Below are 18,861 nucleotides of genomic sequence, written 5' to 3' on the forward strand. Positions count from 1 at the left end.
GCCTTATTTGGAAATAAGGGGTTATTTAATGTCATGCAGTTTAATAGAACATTTTGATGGTTTACCTGATCCACGGGTAAGAGGCCGTACAGACTATCCATTAATAGAGATTGTATTTCTGTGTATTAGCGCGATTATTTCTGGATTTGACGGCTGGGAGGCGATTGAAGACTTTGGTCACGGCAAATTAGATTGGTTGAGGAAGTTTCTACCGTATGAAAATGGCATACCACATCATGATATGGTTACTCGTGTAATGTCTTGTCTATCACCAAAAGCCCTGCAGTCTTGTTTTGTCAGCTGGGTTCAATCCATAGCCAAAATAACAGAAGGAGAAATAGTAGCCATTGATGGTAAACAAGCTCGACGTTCTTATGATAAAAAAAGTCGCAAAGCAGCGATTCATATGGTTAGTGCATGGGCCTGTCAAAATGGTGTGGTTTTAGGCCAACAGAAGACTGACACAAAATCCAACAAGATAACGGCCATCCCGCAGCTACTAGATATCCTTGAACTTAAAGGATGTATTGTCACTATTGATGCGATGGGTTGCCAACGTGATATTGCAAAAAAAATACGTGAATGTGAAGCTGATTATGTGTTGGCGCTTAAAGGTAATCAGAGTGAATTACAAGAAATGGTGAGCGATTTTTTTACGACAGCCATTGATAAAGATTTTACTGCTGTTGAGCATTCTCGAACTAAAGATAATGATTGTGGTCACGGACGGATTGAATCAAGGATTTGTTATTCTGTTCCACTACCCGATTATCTGAAGGATTTTCGCAAAGATTGGGTTGATTTAAAAAGTTTGGCTTGCATTATATCTTCTCGTGAGATTAATAATGTTGTTACACAGGAAGCACGTTATTATGTGAGTTCACTTGAAGCTAGTGCATCTAAAATTAGTCACGCAATCCGATGTCATTGGCATGTTGAAAATTCGTTGCATTGGGTTATGGATGTTACGTTTAAAGAAGACGACTCAAGAATTAGACGCGGGGTCGCTGCAGAAAACATGAGCGTTATGCGGCATCTGGCGCTGAATTTGATAAGAAAAGAGTCCGAGTCAAAGTTTTCAGTTCCTCGAAAAAGACGAAAAGCGAGCCTTTATGATGAATATAGGGAAAAGGTGTTAGGAATTTAAACTTTGATGCTCTTGCCCTGGGAACTGCCGGCTGCGAGTAGCCAGGGCGACGATTAGTATACTAAAATGAAATTAACCGTTTTGCGCGCAATATTTTTGCTTGGTCAAACGCTCCTAAGCCGATAAATCCTAATTGCGGATGATATAGCCGTATCAATGTTGATTCAGGCATTATATTGTATTGAATCGTTTTCCCTTGTCTTAGAGCAACAACATCATCTTCGTTCAATTGGAGTTTTGGCAAAAAATCGATGGCGCGATCTATTGGTAGTAATAATGATTGTAACGTATCAACGTCAAAATTCATTAAATCATCTAAAGGATACATTATATCTTGCTCAAAACCACTGGTATACGTTCGATGAAGCGAAACCACATGAGCGCCAACTCCGAGGTGCTCGCCAATATCTTCAACCAGATTACGAATGTAAGTCCCTTTACTGCACCGTACCGTTAGTTTAAAAAATGTACCATCAAACTCATTAAAATCCAACGCATGAATGACTATATCACGCGCCTTACGTTCAACTTCTTTGCCTTCACGAGCCAAACGATATAGTGGCACGCCTTGATGCTTTAAAGCAGAAAACATAGAAGGAATTTGTTTTAGCCGGCCTTTAAACTGTGATAGGGCTTTTAGAAGCTCTGATTGGCTAATGGATAAGGTCTCACATACGTTTAACACGTCGCCCGTAGCATCAGCGGTTGTGGTTTTTACCCCTAACTGTCCGACCACTTCATAGCCCTTATCGGCATCAAGTAGATATTGCGAGAATTTGGTCGCCTCCCCAAAGCAAATCGGCAACATCCCAGTGGCTAAGGGATCAAGACTGCCGGTATGACCCGCTTTCTTAGCGTTGTATAAATGCTTTACTTTTTGCAACACATAATTTGAGGTGTATCCCTGAGGTTTATTTAACAGTAAGATTCCATTCACTCTGTTTTTATTCGCTTTGCTCATCGTCTTTAGGGGGATTTGCCTCATCTATTAACCGGCTAAGATGCTTACCATATTCAATGGATTCATCAAACACAAAATGCAATTCAGGCACAATACGAAGCTTCATGTTTTTAGCGAGCTGGCTTCGTAAATACCCAGAAGCCGAACTTAAAACTTCCGAGGCCACATTCGGATCATCCAAAAGAACGGTAAAATAAATTTTGGCATGACTTAAATCTTTCGATACCTTTGCCCCAGATAACGTAATAAACCCCTTTAATCTAGGATCAGTAATTTCGCGCTGAATCATAGGCGCTAAAATGCGAAGCATGGTTTCTGCCACACGATCGGTTCGTTTAAATTCTTTGCTCATAGGTTTCTCTCCACTTCTAGGAGAATATTAGACCAATACCCACTATTTTTTGAGTTGCGTCGGTAAGGGATGCGCTTTAGAGTCAGCTAATAATTTAGCCTGACTCTTAGCTCAGCACTGGCTTAATTTCCACCGTTTCGTACACTTCGATTAAGTCACCAGCTTTGACGTCATTATAGTTTTTCACGCCAATACCACACTCCATGCCTTGACGTACTTCAAGCACATCGTCCTTAAAGCGACGTAAAGATTCAAGCGTTCCTTCGTAAATGACCACATTATTTCGCAATACGCGGATGGGGTTATTTCGTTTGATGACGCCTTCAACAACCATACATCCTGCGATAGCACCAAGCTTAGGAGATCGAAATACATCGCGAACTTCAGCAATGCCAACAATTTCTTCTTTAAATTTTGGCTCAAGCATTCCGGTTAGAGCACCTTTAACTTGGTCCACAATATCATAGATAACGCTGTAGTATTGAAGCGCGACGCTTTCCGTTTCAGCAAGACGCCTAGCACTAGCATCCGCTCGAACATTAAAGCCAATTAACAAGGCATTCGATGCAAACGCCAAATGAACGTCAGATTCAGTAATTCCACCCACGCCACTAGCAACATTTTTAACGGTGACTTCATCAGTCGACAATTTAACCAATGCATCGGAAATCGCTTCAACAGAACCTTGTGTATCGGCTTTTAGAACGACATTCAATACCTTAGTTTCACCAGCAGCCATGGTATCCATGATTCCTTCAAGTGAAGCCTTTTGTCGTCTGGCGAATTTAACGTCTCGGAATTTTCCTTGGCGGAATAAAGCCACTTCCCGAGCTCGTTTTTCATCGGGAACCACTATCGCTTCATCACCCGCGTGAGGAATAGCTGATAACCCTAAGACCTCAACAGGAATGGAAGGACCAGCACTGTCTACCATATCCCCATTATCACTAATGAGGGCACGAACTTTACCATATTGCAATCCGGCCAATAATATATCGCCTTTATGCAGGGTTCCATTTTGAACCAAAACAGTCGCGACAGGACCACGGCCTTTGTCTAGCTTGGATTCAATCACCACTCCTTTAGCAGCTCCATCGGTATGTGCTGTAAGTTCTAGCACTTCCGCTTGTAGCAAAATAGAGTCCAGCAATTCATCGATGCCCAACCCTGTCTTAGCTGAGATGTTTACAAACATCGTATCGCCACCCCAGGATTCAGGAATGACTTCATAAGATGAAAGCTCATTCATCACACGCTCAGGGTCAACACCAGGTTTATCCATTTTGTTGATAGCGACAATTAAAGGCACGCTTGCCGCTTTTGCGTGATGAATTGCTTCAATAGTTTGTGGCTTTACGCCATCATCCGCGGCGACAATCAAAATGACGATATCTGTCGCTTGCGCACCACGAGCTCTCATTGCGGTAAAAGCAGCATGACCCGGAGTATCTAAAAAGGTGACCTCACCTTTAGGGGTTGTCACATGATAAGCACCAATGTGTTGAGTAATCCCACCTGCTTCGCCAGCAGCAACCTTGGTACGACGAATGTAATCTAAGAGCGAGGTTTTACCATGGTCCACGTGTCCCATTATGGTAACTACTGGAGCACGTGTCACTTGTTCACTGCCCTGCGATACTACCTCACCTAAGGATTGCTCGATCTCATCTTCTTTTAATGGCTTAGCTACGTGACCCATTTCTTCAACTACAATAATCGCTGTTTCCTGGTCGATCACCTGGTTGATGGTTGCCATAGCACCAAGCTTAATCATAGTTTTAATGACTTCAGCGGCTTTAACGGACATGCGTTTAGCAAGATCGGCGACTGTAATGGTTTCTGGAAGGGTAACTTCCCGAACCACTGGCGCCGTAGGTTTTGCAAACCCGTGCGTTAATGCTTCTTCGGCTTCACGGTATTTTTCGGACTTTTCAGTGCCCTTTCGCTTCTTACCCTTGTGGCGTTTGCCATGAGCAAAAATATCACGCTCCCGATCTTCCATATCCGGTTGATACTTACCCTTTTTCTTCCCGCGCTTAAACTCTTCACGCTCACCTTCGCGCTCTTCTTTAGGTTGTGGTTTTCGCTTACTTGTGCGGTCTGCTTTTTTCTCTTCGGCAGAACCTTCCGCTTCAGACGCAACCGGAACTTCATCTACCGGCTTCGCAGATTTGATTTCCTCGGACTCTTCCTTGGACTCTTCTGGCTCTTCTGCAGCTTGTTCAGCTTCTTTCTTGCTTTCTTCTTCTAACACAGCAGGCGTTCCTGCTTCGGCTTCTTGCTCATGATGATCGACTACAGCCTCCTCAATCTCAGAAGACGCTGTGGTGATTGGTGCAACTTCAGCGATTTCATCCATAGACTCATCAGCTTGGGCTTCAGGTTGCTCAAGCAGGGAGCGTTTAACATAAGTCCGTTTCTTACGGACTTCAATATTTACCGTTTTACCGCTGTGGACATCATTTCCAAGTGTGACTTGAGAAACGCTTTTTCGTCGCAACGTAATTCGCTCAGGCGATGGGCGAGCTTCACGAGCACCACCTTTCAAGTGATTGAGTAGAATGCGCTTTTGTTCTTCATTGACTGTCTGCTGATCATCAGTAATAGACAATCCAGCTTCCTGCAACTGGTTCAATAAGCGCTCAACTGGAATCCCAACGACTTGAGCTAATTGTTTAACCGTCACATCCGCCATAATTAAATCCTCATCCAGCTATCTCAAGATAGAATATCTATCATATTGAACTAAATCTCTCATCAAGGTCTACTTTTTTGGTTAACACGTTTGACACGTTACCTTTGATGAAACATTTGATCTATCATGACAGCATTAGCTTGAGATGCATATCAATTTAGTTTACATAGTATTCTGAATTAAGCCTTAGGCTTCATCAGATTGAAACCACGGTTCACGTGCTTTCATAATCAAGGCACCAGCTTTTTCTTCGGTCATGCCTTTAATTTCAAGAAGTTCATCGACTGATTGCTCAGCCAAGTCATCCATGGTTTTTACACCAAGTTTGGCAAGCTCGTCGGCAAGCTCATTCGTCATTCCCTCCATGTTCAATAAACTCTCATCAGCTTCTTCTACCCCGAGCCCACCTGACGTCAAGGCTTGAGTTAGTAGCGTATCATTCGCTCGAGTTCGTAGTTCTTCAACAATTTCTTCATCAAACTCTTCAATCGCCAACAGTTCATCTTTAGGAACATAAGCAATTTCTTCCAGCGAAGAAAACCCATGCGCCAACAGCAATGACGCAATTTCTTCGTCAATTTCCAATGCTGACGTGAACAGTTTCACAATTTTAGAAGATTCTTCCTGGCTTTTATCTTCAAACTCCTCAACCGTCATTACGTTCAGGGTCCAACCAGTGAGTTGGCTCGCAAGACGTACATTTTGACCGTTGCGTCCGATTGCCTGGGAAAGCTGGTCTTTTTGCACGGCTAAATCCATGGTGTGTGTATCTTCATCAACAACAATCGATGAGATTTCTGCAGGAGCCATTGCATTGATGACTAACTGGGCAGGATTGTCATCCCATAGAACGATATCAACTCGCTCTCCGCCTAACTCGCTGGAAACGGCTTGAACGCGAGCACCACGCATACCAACGCAGGCGCCGATTGGATCAATCCGTCCATCATTAGTCTTAACAGCTATTTTAGCACGACTTCCAGGTTCGCGCGCAGCCGCTTTAATCTCAATCACGTTTTCGCCAATTTCCGGAACTTCTATACGAAATAATTCAATTAACATTTCATTGCGAGTACGACTTACTAATAATTGAGGCCCTCGTGATTGTTCAACGATATCGTACAAATAAGCTCGAACACGATCGTTAGTTCTGAACATTTCTTGGGGGAGCATTTCGCAGCGTGGCATAAACGCTTCGGCTTTTCCGCCTAGATCAATAATAACGTTATCACGGGTCACTTTCTTGACCGTACCGTACACCAACTGTCCCAGCTTGCTTTTAAACTGATCAATCACAAGTTTTCGCTCAGCTTCTCGCACTTTTTGCATAATCACTTGACGAGCGGTTTGTGCTGCGATTCGGCCAAATGCAATGGATTCCATGGGCTCTTCAATGCGATCTTCAATTTCTGCATCAGGCTTACGCTCTCGCGCTTGCTCCAAGGTCAGCTGCCGCTCTGGAAATTCAACTTCCTCTTCGGGTACAACCTCCCAATATCGAAAGGTTTCATATTCGCCAGTTTTAGGATCCAGGTGAACTCGTACTCCCAGCTCCATCCCAGATAGCTTTCGCGTTGCTGACTCTAGAGCCGCTTGGATTGCTTCTAGAACCACTTCCTTGCTCACGCCCTTTTCATTGGATAACGCTTCAGCAACTAATAACAATTCTTTGCTCATTGTTCGCCTCACTAGACTGTCAAATATGCTTTCACAATATTAGAAATAAGAAACTCCTGCTGATCATCACCCGCTTGCAAGTGCAAGACGTCATCATCAACGGAAATAATTTTACCGGTGAACTTACGTTTACCCGCTACTGGCTTAGAGAGTTTTATAGATACATCCTGTCCTACAAACATTGAATACTGCCAGCTGTAAAAAAGAGGTCTTGGAATCCCAGGAGAAGAAATTTCAAGACGGTAGTTGCCTGAAATAGGATCTTCAACATCCAGTAAGGAGCTGACCTGACGACTTACTCGTTCGCAGTCATCAATCCCGATTCCGTCTTCATGATCAATATAGATGCGCAATAAAGAATGTTTGCCCTGCGCAAGATATTCGCTTCCCCAGAAGCGATACCCCATGTCCTCAATAACCGGCGCCAGAAGCTGTTCAAGTTCGTTTTGTAGCATAGACCTCTCTTGATGACGGACAGCAGAGCGTACTTGAGTACGCAAAATTTTTAAATTCTCACTGAACTCGCCAAAGCTGTGTTGGTAAATTCTAGATAATAAAAAACCCCATAAGCGGGGTTTATTATATAAAATTGGTAGCGGGGGCAGGATTTGAACCTACGACCTTCGGGTTATGAGCCCGACGAGCTACCAGGCTGCTCCACCCCGCATCAATTGAGGCCAATTATAGGCATAAGTTTGGGATATATCAAGCCTTAATCGCAAATAAATTGCTTCAATTTGCTGCCATTAGGAAAAGGCATTCAAACAAGCCGCGACTAGCGCCCCTGGAAAAATCCCGAAATACAACAATGATAAGCAGTTTAGGGAAAATAAAACCTTAGTGAGGCCCGTGATTTGAATCTCACTGTGTTCCTCGGCTTCTTCAAAGTACATCACTTTAACTAAACGAAGATAATAAAAGGCACCAATGACTGCAAATGCCAGACCAAGAACAGCCACCCAAGTCAATTGCACATCAACCAGCGCCTTAAGGACAAGTAACTTTGTAAAAAATCCAACCGTTGGTGGAACGCCTGCCATAGAGAAAAGAATAATCATCATAAGGAACGCAAGCCAAGGATTGCGTTTATTGAGTCCTTTTAGATCGCTGATTTGATCCACTTCAAGTCCTGAGCGAGACATCAACACAATTAACCCGAACGCTGCGACCGACATTAGTGAGTAAATTAAAACGTAGTAAAGTGCTGCTGCGTATCCTGCCGCAGATGCTGCTAATATTCCGAATAATGCGTAGCCCATGTGTGATATTGCAGAATAGGCAAAAAGCCGCTTTAGGTTACTCTGAGCAATGGCAAGTAAATTTCCTAACCCAGTGGATAAAAGGGTCATGATCAATAATAAATGTTGCCATTGAGCAGCAAGATCAGCGAGTCCTAGAGTTAATAATCGAATGGCCATGCCAACGGCAGCAATTTTAGGCGCCGCACTAATAAAGAGTGTGACGGAGGTTGGCGCACCTTGATACACGTCTGGAGCCCACATATGAAATGGGGCTGCGGCTAGCTTAAACCCGACACCAGCGACTATAAACACTAGCGCAAAGGACAGAAGGCCGCTTTGTTCTTGCCAATTGGTTGAAATAGCTTTTGCAACGGCGGCCAAATCCAATTCGCCGGTCGCGCCAAAGACTAACGAGATACCATACAACAACATTCCGGATGCAATCGCGCCCATAACAAAGTACTTCATAGCAGCTTCTGAAGCATCACTATTTGAGCGTCGGATGGCGGTCATAGCATAAAGAGGTAATGATAATAACTCCAACCCTAGATATACGGTTAACATGGAGTGAGCAGAAACCAGTACCATCATGCCTAATGTTGAAAACAACCCCAATATATAATAGTCACCTGAGGGCATGTTTCTCTCTTCAATGTATCGTTGCGAATACCAAAAACATAAAAATACTGAGATAGAGATAAAAATCTTCATGAGTTGCGCAATATCATCGCTTATGAATAACCCGTGAAAAATAACGATTTGATACTGATTGTAGAGTAAGTAACTACATATCCCGGCCAAAACTAAACCCATCAAAGAACAATACAGTGCGATTGCTGCAACGCGTTGGCGAAAAAATAATTCACCAATTAATGCAATGCACGCAGTGATGAGAAGAACTATCTCCGGTAATGCGACATGAATGTTATTAAGTATCTCGGTCATGTTACTAAGCCTTACGTACATTTAGTAAAAAAGTTAAAGTTTAGATTTATCAGCCAGAGCTAGGGTATAACTCACGGTATGATGGACATAATCGAGCATGGGCTTAGGATAGACTCCCATACCAACCACCATCAACGCCAATAAAACATACGCACTCAATTCAAAGCGAGTGAGATCTTTAAGCTCAGCGACTCGCTCATTAATGACTGGTCCATAGATAACTCGCTTGTACATCCAAAGCGTGTAAGCTGCACCGATGATTAACGTGGTAGCCGCCCAGAATGCCATCCAAAAACCAGCTTTCATACTCCCAAGGATCACCATAAACTCGCCCACAAATCCAGACGTTCCTGGTAATCCAGCATTTGCCATCGCAAACAGCATAAAAAAGGACGCAAATATTGGCATGGAATTAACAATCCCGCCAAAATCTTTAATTTGACGCGTGTGCATACGATCGTAAACATACCCGACACCCGCAAACATCGCGCTAGATACAAAGGCGTGCGAAATCATCACCACAATCGCCCCTTCTAAGACTAAGCCTGCACTGCGTAAGCTGGCATGATCGGCAATTGCAAAGATGGCAAAACAACCTAACGTTACAAACCCCATATGCGATATTGAAGAGTATGCAATGAGGCGCTTCATATCTTGCTGAATAACTGCTACTAACCCAATATAAACTACGGCAATCAAGGATAATACAACCATAAACATGGCGTAATGACTGCACGCATCAGGGACGATAGGTAATGCAAATCGAATAAATCCATACGCACCTAATTTGAGCAATACAGCCGCTAGTACGATTGAGCCTCCAGCAGGTGCTTCGGTATGGGCATCCGGTAACCAGGTATGAACTGGAAACATTGGGATTTTAATAGCAAATCCTAAGAAGAAAGCCGTGAAGATTAGCGTTTGAGCAGTCATGCCGAGCTTCACTGCATAAAGTGTTTCAATCTTAAAGGTCCCCGCTAGATAGCCAAGATATAAAAACGAAGCTAGCATAAGGACGGATCCTAAGAAGGTATATAAAAAGAATTTTATTGCAGCATAAACACGGTTATCTGAACCCCAAATGCCGATAATTAAATACATTGGGATGAGGGTGGCCTCCCAAAATATGTAAAATAAAATGGCATCTAATGACGCAAAAACACCAACTAAGAACCCCTGCATAATTAGAAAAGCGGCCAAATATTGGCCTACTCGTTTTTTGATGCTGTCCCAAGTCGCGAGCACTACGATTAGATTAGTAAAAACCGTGAGTACTATCAGCAGCAAAGATAGCCCATCAATGCCTAAGCTGTAATTAATTCCTAAAGCTGGCATCCAGGCGGTCTCATCAACGTATTGCATTCCGATGGTATTGATGTCAAAGCCCGTCACTAAGGGAACGCAAATTAATAACGTTAAGATAACCGTAAATAACGCTAAATAACGCGACGTATTGGGGCTAGTGTCATCGCCTGTTAAGAATACAAAAACACCACCAATAATTGGTAACCAAATTAATAGATTGAGCAAATGATGCATACCCTTACCTTATGTTCTGCCTGCGTGAATTTGGAAGCTATCTAACCTTCGCTAAGTTGTAAGCCGGTTAAATTAACCCGCATTAACCCAGTAATAACCAGCAAAGAAAACCAAATATACCTAATACCATCACGGTGATGTAATGGTACAAGTAACCGCTTTGAATCCCTCTTGTACGTAAAGCAATCCACTTTATTGAGTTTGCAGTACCGTTAACAACAAGACCATCAATCAACGTGCGATCGCCAACTTTATAAAACGCTCGTCCCAAGGCTTTTGAACCGCGTACGAATACGAGATCATTAAAAGCGTCAAACCCGTATTTATCTTGCAAAATACGATATAGCCATGAACATTTACGCGTTATAAGTCCTGGAATTCCTGGAACTAAAATGTAACAAAACCAAGTGATAAAAATACCTAAAATCGTTAACCAAAAAACAGGCGATGTAACCGAATGGATCATGCTTTCAAAGGGTGATACGACTTCTTTGCCTAGTTCTGCGAGCACATCAAATTTCGGCAGTACAAAAATAGATTCACTCAGTAGCGTCGGCTCGTTAAATAACATTGGCATATAAAGAATGTATCCTAAAATGACTGAAGGTATCGCCAAGGCCACCAAAGGAACCCAGACGACCCAAGGGGATTCATGAACATGGTCGTAGGTTGTATCGTCCATTCTAGGCTGACCATGAAATGTCATAAAAAATGCGCGAAAGGTGTATAAGGCAGTAACCATTGCGCCAATGGCGACGCAGAAATAGGCGTAAGAACTACCTGGAATCGTTGACAACTGCACCGCTTCAATAATGGTATCTTTTGAATAAAATCCAGCAAAGGGAGGGATTGCACATAAGGCCAATCCGCCGATAAGAAAAGTGACGTACGTAATCGGCATTTTTCGCCACAAGCCGCCCATCTTACGCATGTCTTGCTCATGGTGCATGCCAATAATGACCGAACCTGCCGCTAAAAATAATAGGGCTTTAAAACAGGCATGCGTTAACAGATGGAACATGCCTGCACTAAAGGCGGAAGCACCCATGGCGGCCATCATGTAGCCTAGTTGAGACAGGGTTGAGTACGCAATGACGCGTTTTATATCGTTCATTACAATACCGAGAATACCCGTAAATAATGCGCCGGTTGCTCCGATGACTAAGACAACGCTTAGCGCCGTTGCAGAAAACTCAATTAAGGGCGAAATACGAGCTACCATAAATACGCCAGCAGTTACCATGGTGGCTGCGTGGATCAAGGCAGAAATAGGGGTCGGACCTTCCATAGACTCGGGTAACCAAACGTGTAAAGGAATCTGAGCTGACTTACCCATTGCACCAACAAACAGCAGCAGGCAGATAACCGTTACCAAAGACCAGCTATGGCCTGTAAACAGGCTAATGGTTTCTCCAGCTAAGCTCTGAGCGCTACGAAATACCGTTTCGTAGTGGAGACTCCCTGTATATGCTAAAACAAGGCCGATACCAAGTACAAATCCAAAGTCACCAACGCGGTTCACTAAAAATGCTTTTAAACTTCCTTGCAGCGCGGACTCTTTTTGATACCAAAATCCAATAAGTAGATATGAAACTAGACCAACACCTTCCCAACCAAAGAAGAGCTGAAGAAAATTGTTACCAGTAACAAGCATGAGCATCATGAAAGTAAACAGTGAAATGTAACTAAAGAATCGCTGATACCCATCATCATCGGCCATGTAGCCAATACTGTAGATGTGCACGAGAAGGGATACAAAGGTTACGATTACCATCATGACCGAGGTCAGTGGATCAATTAATAAGCCTATATGAAAGGCATAGGGAAATAAGTCGCCGCCATTAGCCCAGGTATAAAGATTTTCATCCAATACGGGAACCGAGCCGGATAGAATTAAGCTCGCTACATAGAGGGAAAATAGAAGCGAAACAGCCAACCCTGCTATGGTCACAGAATGCGCTCCAACGCGACCGATTTGATGGCGAAAAAATCCTGAAATAACACTTCCAACAAGGGGAGATAAGATAACGATCAAACAACACTGTAAAATACTCACGCTGTTACCCCTTTAAATGATTCATCATGTTCACGTCAATGTTGCCTCGGTTGCGATAGAGCAGTACAACGATAGCTAAACCAATCGCAGCTTCCGCGGCAGCAACGGTCAATATAAAAAAGACGAATACCTCACCAGCTTTCTGACCATAATAATGAGCAAATGCTACAAAGTTGGTGTTAACTGCCAGTAACATTAATTCAACACATATCAGAAGCAAAATCACATTTCTACGATTCATAACAATGCCCATCAGGCTAAGCCCGAACAATATGGCACTCAGAGTCAGATAATTTGTAACCGGTATCATGCGGCATTCCTCTGGTTTAAAGATTACGATAACTTCGCGCGGTTATGGCTTGCGATGTTCTGGTTTCATACTCACTAATCGGACCCGATCTTCGCGGCGAGTCATAATTTGTTGCACAATATCTTGTTGTTTTGAACCCTGTGGCTTTCGATGCGCCAAGGTAATTGCAGCAACGATAGATACCAGCAAGATTACAGCGGCAATCTCAAAAGCTAATACATAATCGGTATAGAGTACGAGCCCCAGGCTTTCCGTATTAGATAATGGTCTTTCTGGGGTCACGCCTAATGGTGTGAAACTTTCATCAACAATTTCGACAACGCTTTGTGAGAGTTGCACCGCAGATTTAAATGAATCACTTGGAATGGCCACTAACAAAAGACCCGTTAAAAGCGCGACAATAATCAATCCAAACGGTAGAGAACGTAGGAGGCGCGTACGCATAGATTCAATATCTATATTTAACATCATGATCACAAATAAAAATAAGGTCATCACAGCACCCACGTACACCAATACCAGGATAAGCGCTAAAAACTCGGCATGAACCATTATCCAGAGCACACAGCTAGCAAAAAAAGTGAGTACTAAAAATAACACGCATCGAACTGGGTTATTTTGGGTAACGACCATAAAAGCGGATGCAACCGCGACTCCAGCAAAGATGTAAAAAATGATGTGTGGTAATAAGTCTTGCATCGAACACCTCGTTAACGATATTTGCGATCAGCCGTGCGATCAGCCGCCAGCTTTGGTTCCATTAAATCACCAACCGCTAAGAGCTTTTCTTTGGTCATAATATTTTGGCCGCGCTCGCTGATATGATAATGCTGAATAGGCGTGACCACAATCGAATCAACAGGGCATGATTCTTCACATAACCCACAGTTGATGCATTTAAACATATCAATGTCATAACGAGTCGTACGACGAGAACCATCTTCACGGGGAGCTGATTCAATCGTGATCGCTAACGCTGGGCACACGGCTTCGCAAAGCTTACAAGCAATGCAGCGCTCTTCGCCATTCGGGTAACGGCGCAAGGCTAATAAGCCACGAAATCTAGGAGAAATCGGAGTTTGCTCTTCCGGGAACTGAACCGTAATTTTCTTTTTAAAGAAATATTTTAAAGTAAGCTTCAACCCCATTAGCAGATCAAACAGGGTGTAGCTGCGAATATAATGTTTTAAATATCGATATAGTTTATTCATTGGACGGCTCTTTATGATTCGTCAAAACCAAGGCTTTAGTTCAGTCACAACCATTAATGCTGTAACAATAACCCATACAATCGTAAGGGGAATAAGAACCTTCCAGCCTAACCGCATTAGCTGATCATAACGGTAACGTGGAAATGTGGCTCTAATCCATAAGTACACAAACAAGAAGAAGGTTATCTTTAACATCAGCCAGACAAAACCTGGAACAAAGAAGAAAATGTCATCTAAAATTGGTACATTTTCAAAGGGCGATAACCAACCCCCCATAAATAGAAGCGTGATCATTGCTGAAATAAGAATCATACTGGCATATTCAGCTAAGAAGAATAATGCAAAACCAATAGCAGAATATTCTACATGGAATCCAGCAACAATTTCTGATTCCCCTTCTGCTAAATCAAATGGCGCTCGATTTGTTTCAGCAATACCTGCAATCCAGAAAACAACAAATAACGGGAGAAGCGGTAAGAACCACCAATGCCAGAACCCTCCTTTTTGCGCGTTGACAATGTCGGTCAGATTCATGCTATTGGCGGCAAGCAAAACACCAACAAACGCAAATCCCATAGCGATTTCATAGGATATAGTTTGCGCGGCGCTTCGCAATGCTCCCATCATGGCGTATTTTGAATTGGATGCCCAACCAGCGATAATCACCCCATAAACACCTAAAGAGCTTAGCGCAAACAGATAAAGCACGCCTGCATTAATATTTGCAAGCACCACACCTTGCTCAAACGGTATGACGGCCCAACCGGCGAGCGCAGGCACTAAAGAAAATAAGGGCGCGATAACAAATAGGTATTTGTTGGAGCGCGTAGGAACAATAATTTCCTTATGAATCAACTTAATTAAATCGGCAAACGGTTGTAACAGGCCTCGAAAACCAACGCGATTGGGACCAATCCTTACTTGGATATAGCCGATCACTTTTCGTTCCGCATAAGTCAGGTAAGCCACGCCAATCAACAGCGGAACGATAATGACAATGATTTTAATAATGATCCAAAGCAATATTCCTATGTCTTGTAGCATGATCTTACCTGTTTAGCGCTTAATATTAATTGCTGCAAATGCTTGACCCAGATCAACTGTTTCAGGCATAGCATTTGCTACCCATACAACTTCCGGAGGCATCCGATGATCGCGTTTAAGCGGCAATGTTATCTCAATATCGCCTTGAGATACAGTCGCAGACTCACCCAATTTAAGCCGTTCTGCGGTATTGGGATTAATTCGAATGCAGGCGGATTCAGCAGCGGCACAGTGTTGCAGTGCCTCTGCATGGCGAACAATTGGATCAAGACGGTACAAAGGCCACTCACCTACGCGAACTAAATTGCGATTAGCATTGGCTGGCAACGAATCCGGATAATAGGGGGTATAGCGACTTACCGGCATCATATCCGCTTTCGTTTTTATTTCATACAACACTTCTTCTGTAGAAACATACTCAAATCCACTAACCTTCAGGAGATTTCCTAATACTCTTAAAATTTTCCAAGCTGGGCGAGCCTCACCGTATGGAGCCATAGCGCCTTTGAACGTTTGCCAAATATGATCAACATTAATGTAAGTTCCAGAAGTTTCAGAAAATGGCGCCATTGGCAAAATAACGTCTGCGTAATCTTGCAAGGATTCTGTTTGAAATGCCGTCAGCACGACTACAAATTCAGCGGCCAGCATCGATTGTCTGGCTAATCCTGGATTAGCAAAATCATAAGAGGGTTCAACCCCTAAGAGGACATAACTTTTTAACTTTGCCGACAGAGCAGACTGTACATCTAACCCCGCAGGCTCAACCGCTTTACCTACGGCTTGGCGGTGCGGAAGCATGCCGGCCAAAGACGCCCCGGCGCTATTCGCACCCACCGTTAAGCGTAAACCCTTTGCGCCAGAATGGGCTTCAATTAATGCTACTAAGGTGCGAATGAGCGCGGCTTCTGGATGGTTTTCACACAGCGCGCCAGTCACGATAGCGGCGCGATCTTTTGTTAATGCTTCTGCAATCCGTCGGCTTTTCTCATCGGGCGTCAAGCCTAGTAGTAATTTTTGAGCCGTTTCTGGCAAATCGCTGTGATTTTTGATAAGTGCATGAGCGATCATAGCTAATTGTAAAGGGATGTCGTAAGGTGCGACAATGATTTTTTCCACCACATCAAAGTGATAATCAAAATCCACGGGATTTAACGCAAAAATAGTACCGCCGTTACGAAATGCTTTGCGAACTCGAACACCAGCCAGGGGAACTTCGCGATGGATATTGCACCCTATGAGAAAAATGCTCTCTTGGTGTTCAATATCGCTATACCTCAAAGCGCTTTCCGGCAGAGTAGCGAGGTTCTCCTGATCACGAAAGTCGGTTTGCTGTAAACGATGATCTAGGTTTTGAACCCCTAATTCACGCATCAGCTTTTGTAATAGATATAACTCTTCCAGAGTTGATGAAGATGAAGCAAATGCCGCAACTTCTTCAGGACCATGCTGCTTGATAACGCGGCTTAACCCATCCGCGGCAAACGTTAATGCAGTTTCCCAGTCAACCGTTTCCCATTGACCATCGCGCTTGATCATAGGCTTGCTGCATCGAGCTTCGCTGTTCATGCCAAGATAGCTAAACCGATCTCGGTCGGAAAGCCAGGTTTCATTGATGGCTTCATTTTCTTTGGGTACCACGCGCATTAATTCATCGCGACGCACATGAATGTGAATGTTAGAACCTAAGCAATCATGCGGCGCAATGCTGTCATGCTGGATTAATTCCCAAGGTCTTGCGGTAAAACGGTAGGGCTTGGAGGTCAACGCGCCTACCGGACATAAGTCAATAATATTCCCTGATACCTCTGAAGTCATGCTGTGTTGCACATAGGTCCCAATTTCGACCTCCTCACCACGTCCCGTTGCACCTAGCTCGCGTAAGCCTGCAACTTCGTCGCCAAAACGAACACAGCGGGTACAGTGAATACAGCGAGTCATTTCGGTGGCAATCAGCGGGCCTAGATTTTCATCATCAACTGCGCGCTTGGATTCTTCATATTCAGAAGCATCACGGCCAAATCCCATAGAAACATCTTGCAACTCACACTCACCCCCCTGATCGCAAATCGGACAATCCAATGGGTGATTAATCAATAAAAATTCCATGACGGCTTTTTGTGAACGAACCGCCTCTTCCGATTTGGTAAAGACTTTCATACCATTCGTTATCGGGGTAGCACAGGCAGGAACGGGCTTACGGCCATTTTCTACCTCAACCAGGCACATTCGGCAATTTGCTGCGACCGATAACTTTTTATGATAACAAAACCTAGGAATATGGATTCCTGCCTCGTCAGCTACTTCAATAATCATTTTGCCATTATCGGCTTCTAATGTTTTTCCGTCGATTTCAATCGTGGCCATTGTCTAACCTTCTGTATCAAACCTTATTAACGATATGCTTTGCCCGTTACGCTCGATTTTTTGTGTTTAACGAAATAATCAAACTCGCTATAAAAATGCTTCACAAAGCTTTGTACAGGCCAAGCCGCTGCTTCACCAAGCGCACAGATCGTACGACCTTCAATCATATTGGCGACATTAACAAGCTTTTCCACATCACCCTCTTCAGCATGGCCATGCATTATTCGATGCAACAAGCGCACCATCCAACCAGTTCCTTCGCGACACGGCGTACATTGGCCACAAGACTCTTCCATATAAAATTCAGAAATTCTATACAGTGCGTCGACCATGCATGTGGTTTCATCCATAATAATTACCGCACCTGATCCAAGACCTGATCCTGCCTTTTGAATGCTGTCATAATCCATGTCCAATCCCATCATGACGTCGCCAGGAAGAACATTCATGGACGTCCCCCCAGGAATAACCGCTTTTACACGGCGACCCTCGCGCACGCCTCCAGCCAATTCAAGCAGGGTTTTAAAAGGCGTGCCTAAGGGAATTTCAAAATTCCCAGGATTATTAACATGACCACTCACACTAAAACACTTCGTACCACCATTGTTAGGCTTGCCAAGTTTAAGGAACCAATCACCGCCTTTTTCCATAATAACCGGCACAGAGGCAAAGGTTTCGGTATTATTTATCGTGGTTGGCTTACCATATAAGCCATAATTTGCTGGGAACGGTGGCTTAAATCGCGGCATGCCTTTTTTGCCTTCGAGCGAATTAAGGAGTGCCGTCTCTTCACCACAGATATAAGCGCCGGCACCCAGGTGATTGTAAAGATCAAAATTAAATCCCGAGCCAAGGATATTCTTACCCAAATAACCTTCTTGGTAAGCTTCTTTTAAAGCCGCTTCCATTCGCTCAAAGGGTTCCCAAAACTCACCACGAATGTAGTTATAGCCGGCACTTGAACCCATGGTATAGCCGGCAATGATCATCCCTTCAATTAATTGATGGGGATTGTATCTTAAAATATCGCGATCTTTACACGTTCCTGGCTCTCCTTCGTCAGAATTGCAAACCACGTACTTTTGTACTGGAGCATCGCGATTCATAAAGCTCCATTTTAATCCCGTAGGAAATCCCGCTCCACCACGACCACGTAGAGCAGAAGTTTTTAGCTCTTCAATAATGGTTTGAGGCGAGGTTTTTTCCGTTAAGATTTTGCGCAAAGCCTTATAACCACCGACGCTCACATAGGTGGAAAGAGACCAAGGCTCTGGCAAATTTAAGGTTCGATAACAAACTTGATTCAACTCAACCAT

The 18,861-nt window shown here is 43.6% G+C and carries 14 protein-coding genes, 1 tRNA gene and 2 pseudogenes; 1 reads left to right on the plus strand and 16 read right to left on the minus strand.

What is annotated here, in order from left to right; translation table 11 throughout:
* Positions 1-1,147 (plus strand): ISAs1 family transposase (locus E1O47_RS06920; protein WP_207384301.1); only part of this gene is annotated, 1,147 nt, incomplete at its 5' end.
* A 61-nt stretch (positions 1,148-1,208) separates the two neighbouring features.
* On the opposite strand, the gene truB is transcribed toward E1O47_RS06920, so the two are convergent.
* The 16 genes and pseudogenes from truB to nuoF form a co-directional block, all read right to left on the minus strand.
* A complete protein-coding gene (gene truB, locus E1O47_RS06925; protein ID WP_242602048.1) occupies positions 1,209-2,108 on the minus strand; it encodes a tRNA pseudouridine(55) synthase TruB in 900 nt (299 codons plus the stop codon).
* A complete protein-coding gene (gene rbfA / locus E1O47_RS06930; protein WP_133130538.1) occupies positions 2,092-2,460 on the minus strand; it encodes a 30S ribosome-binding factor RbfA in 369 nt (122 codons plus the stop codon). Before rbfA ends, truB begins: the two co-directional genes overlap by 17 nt.
* Positions 2,461-2,566: 106 nt before the next feature.
* Positions 2,567-4,507 (minus strand): annotated as a pseudogene (gene infB / locus E1O47_RS06935) (translation initiation factor IF-2); the annotation flags it as partial.
* 344 nt (positions 4,508-4,851) lie between these two features.
* Positions 4,852-5,155: pseudogene (locus E1O47_RS12710) on the minus strand (translation initiation factor IF-2 associated domain-containing protein); the annotation flags it as partial.
* A 186-nt stretch (positions 5,156-5,341) separates the two neighbouring features.
* Positions 5,342-6,832: a transcription termination factor NusA gene (gene nusA / locus E1O47_RS06940; protein ID WP_133130540.1), complete on the minus strand. Its 1,491-nt coding sequence runs from the start codon at positions 6,830-6,832 to the stop codon at positions 5,342-5,344.
* A gap of 11 nt (positions 6,833-6,843) precedes the next feature.
* A complete protein-coding gene (gene rimP / locus E1O47_RS06945) occupies positions 6,844-7,287 on the minus strand; it encodes a ribosome maturation factor RimP (RefSeq protein ID WP_133130541.1) in 444 nt (147 codons plus the stop codon).
* A 135-nt stretch (positions 7,288-7,422) separates the two neighbouring features.
* Positions 7,423-7,499 (minus strand) — tRNA-Met (locus E1O47_RS06950).
* 79 nt (positions 7,500-7,578) lie between these two features.
* A complete protein-coding gene (nuoN, locus tag E1O47_RS06955; protein WP_133130542.1) occupies positions 7,579-9,018 on the minus strand; it encodes an NADH-quinone oxidoreductase subunit NuoN in 1,440 nt (479 codons plus the stop codon).
* Between the two features lie 33 nt (positions 9,019-9,051).
* Entirely contained in the window at positions 9,052-10,557 is a 1,506-nt protein-coding gene (locus tag E1O47_RS06960; protein ID WP_133130543.1) for a complex I subunit 4 family protein, read from the minus strand.
* A gap of 82 nt (positions 10,558-10,639) precedes the next feature.
* Entirely contained in the window at positions 10,640-12,613 is a 1,974-nt protein-coding gene (gene nuoL, locus E1O47_RS06965) for an NADH-quinone oxidoreductase subunit L (protein ID WP_133130544.1), read from the minus strand.
* Positions 12,614-12,617: 4 nt separating this feature from the next.
* Positions 12,618-12,923, minus strand: a complete 306-nt coding sequence (gene nuoK, locus E1O47_RS06970; RefSeq protein WP_133130545.1) for an NADH-quinone oxidoreductase subunit NuoK — start codon at positions 12,921-12,923, stop codon at positions 12,618-12,620.
* A 42-nt stretch (positions 12,924-12,965) separates the two neighbouring features.
* Complete coding sequence (locus tag E1O47_RS06975) at positions 12,966-13,622, minus strand: NADH-quinone oxidoreductase subunit J (protein ID WP_133130546.1); 657 nt, start codon at positions 13,620-13,622, stop codon at positions 12,966-12,968.
* A gap of 11 nt (positions 13,623-13,633) precedes the next feature.
* Positions 13,634-14,134, minus strand: a complete 501-nt coding sequence (nuoI, locus tag E1O47_RS06980) for an NADH-quinone oxidoreductase subunit NuoI (RefSeq protein WP_133130547.1) — start codon at positions 14,132-14,134, stop codon at positions 13,634-13,636.
* 21 nt (positions 14,135-14,155) lie between these two features.
* The gene (nuoH, locus tag E1O47_RS06985; protein WP_133130548.1) at positions 14,156-15,178 is read right to left on the minus strand and encodes an NADH-quinone oxidoreductase subunit NuoH; all 1,023 of its coding nucleotides are present in this window, start codon (positions 15,176-15,178) and stop codon (positions 14,156-14,158) included.
* 12 nt (positions 15,179-15,190) lie between these two features.
* The gene (gene nuoG, locus E1O47_RS06990; protein ID WP_133130549.1) at positions 15,191-17,545 is read right to left on the minus strand and encodes an NADH-quinone oxidoreductase subunit NuoG; all 2,355 of its coding nucleotides are present in this window, start codon (positions 17,543-17,545) and stop codon (positions 15,191-15,193) included.
* A gap of 26 nt (positions 17,546-17,571) precedes the next feature.
* Complete coding sequence (nuoF, locus tag E1O47_RS06995; RefSeq protein ID WP_133130550.1) at positions 17,572-18,861, minus strand: NADH-quinone oxidoreductase subunit NuoF; 1,290 nt, start codon at positions 18,859-18,861, stop codon at positions 17,572-17,574.

It is taken from the genome of Legionella yabuuchiae (assembly GCF_900640115.1).
Lineage (GTDB): Bacteria > Pseudomonadota > Gammaproteobacteria > Legionellales > Legionellaceae > Legionella_A > Legionella_A yabuuchiae.

Bases quoted from the DNA above. Each gene is read 5' to 3' on its own strand.
- truB (WP_242602048.1), bottom strand. From the start codon at position 2,108: ATGAGCAAAGCGAATAAAAACAGAGTGAATGGAATCTTACTGTTAAAT.
- rbfA (WP_133130538.1), bottom strand. From the start codon at position 2,460: ATGAGCAAAGAATTTAAACGAACCGATCGTGTGGCAGAAACCATGCTT.
- nusA (WP_133130540.1), bottom strand. From the start codon at position 6,832: ATGAGCAAAGAATTGTTATTAGTTGCTGAAGCGTTATCCAATGAAAAG.
- rimP (WP_133130541.1), bottom strand. From the start codon at position 7,287: ATGCTACAAAACGAACTTGAACAGCTTCTGGCGCCGGTTATTGAGGAC.
- nuoN (WP_133130542.1), bottom strand. From the start codon at position 9,018: ATGACCGAGATACTTAATAACATTCATGTCGCATTACCGGAGATAGTT.
- E1O47_RS06960 (WP_133130543.1), bottom strand. From the start codon at position 10,557: ATGCATCATTTGCTCAATCTATTAATTTGGTTACCAATTATTGGTGGT.
- nuoK (WP_133130545.1), bottom strand. From the start codon at position 12,923: ATGATACCGGTTACAAATTATCTGACTCTGAGTGCCATATTGTTCGGG.
- E1O47_RS06975 (WP_133130546.1), bottom strand. From the start codon at position 13,622: ATGCAAGACTTATTACCACACATCATTTTTTACATCTTTGCTGGAGTC.
- nuoI (WP_133130547.1), bottom strand. From the start codon at position 14,134: ATGAATAAACTATATCGATATTTAAAACATTATATTCGCAGCTACACC.
- nuoH (WP_133130548.1), bottom strand. From the start codon at position 15,178: ATGCTACAAGACATAGGAATATTGCTTTGGATCATTATTAAAATCATT.
- nuoG (WP_133130549.1), bottom strand. From the start codon at position 17,545: ATGGCCACGATTGAAATCGACGGAAAAACATTAGAAGCCGATAATGGC.
- nuoF (WP_133130550.1), bottom strand. From the start codon at position 18,861: ATGGTTGAGTTGAATCAAGTTTGTTATCGAACCTTAAATTTGCCAGAG.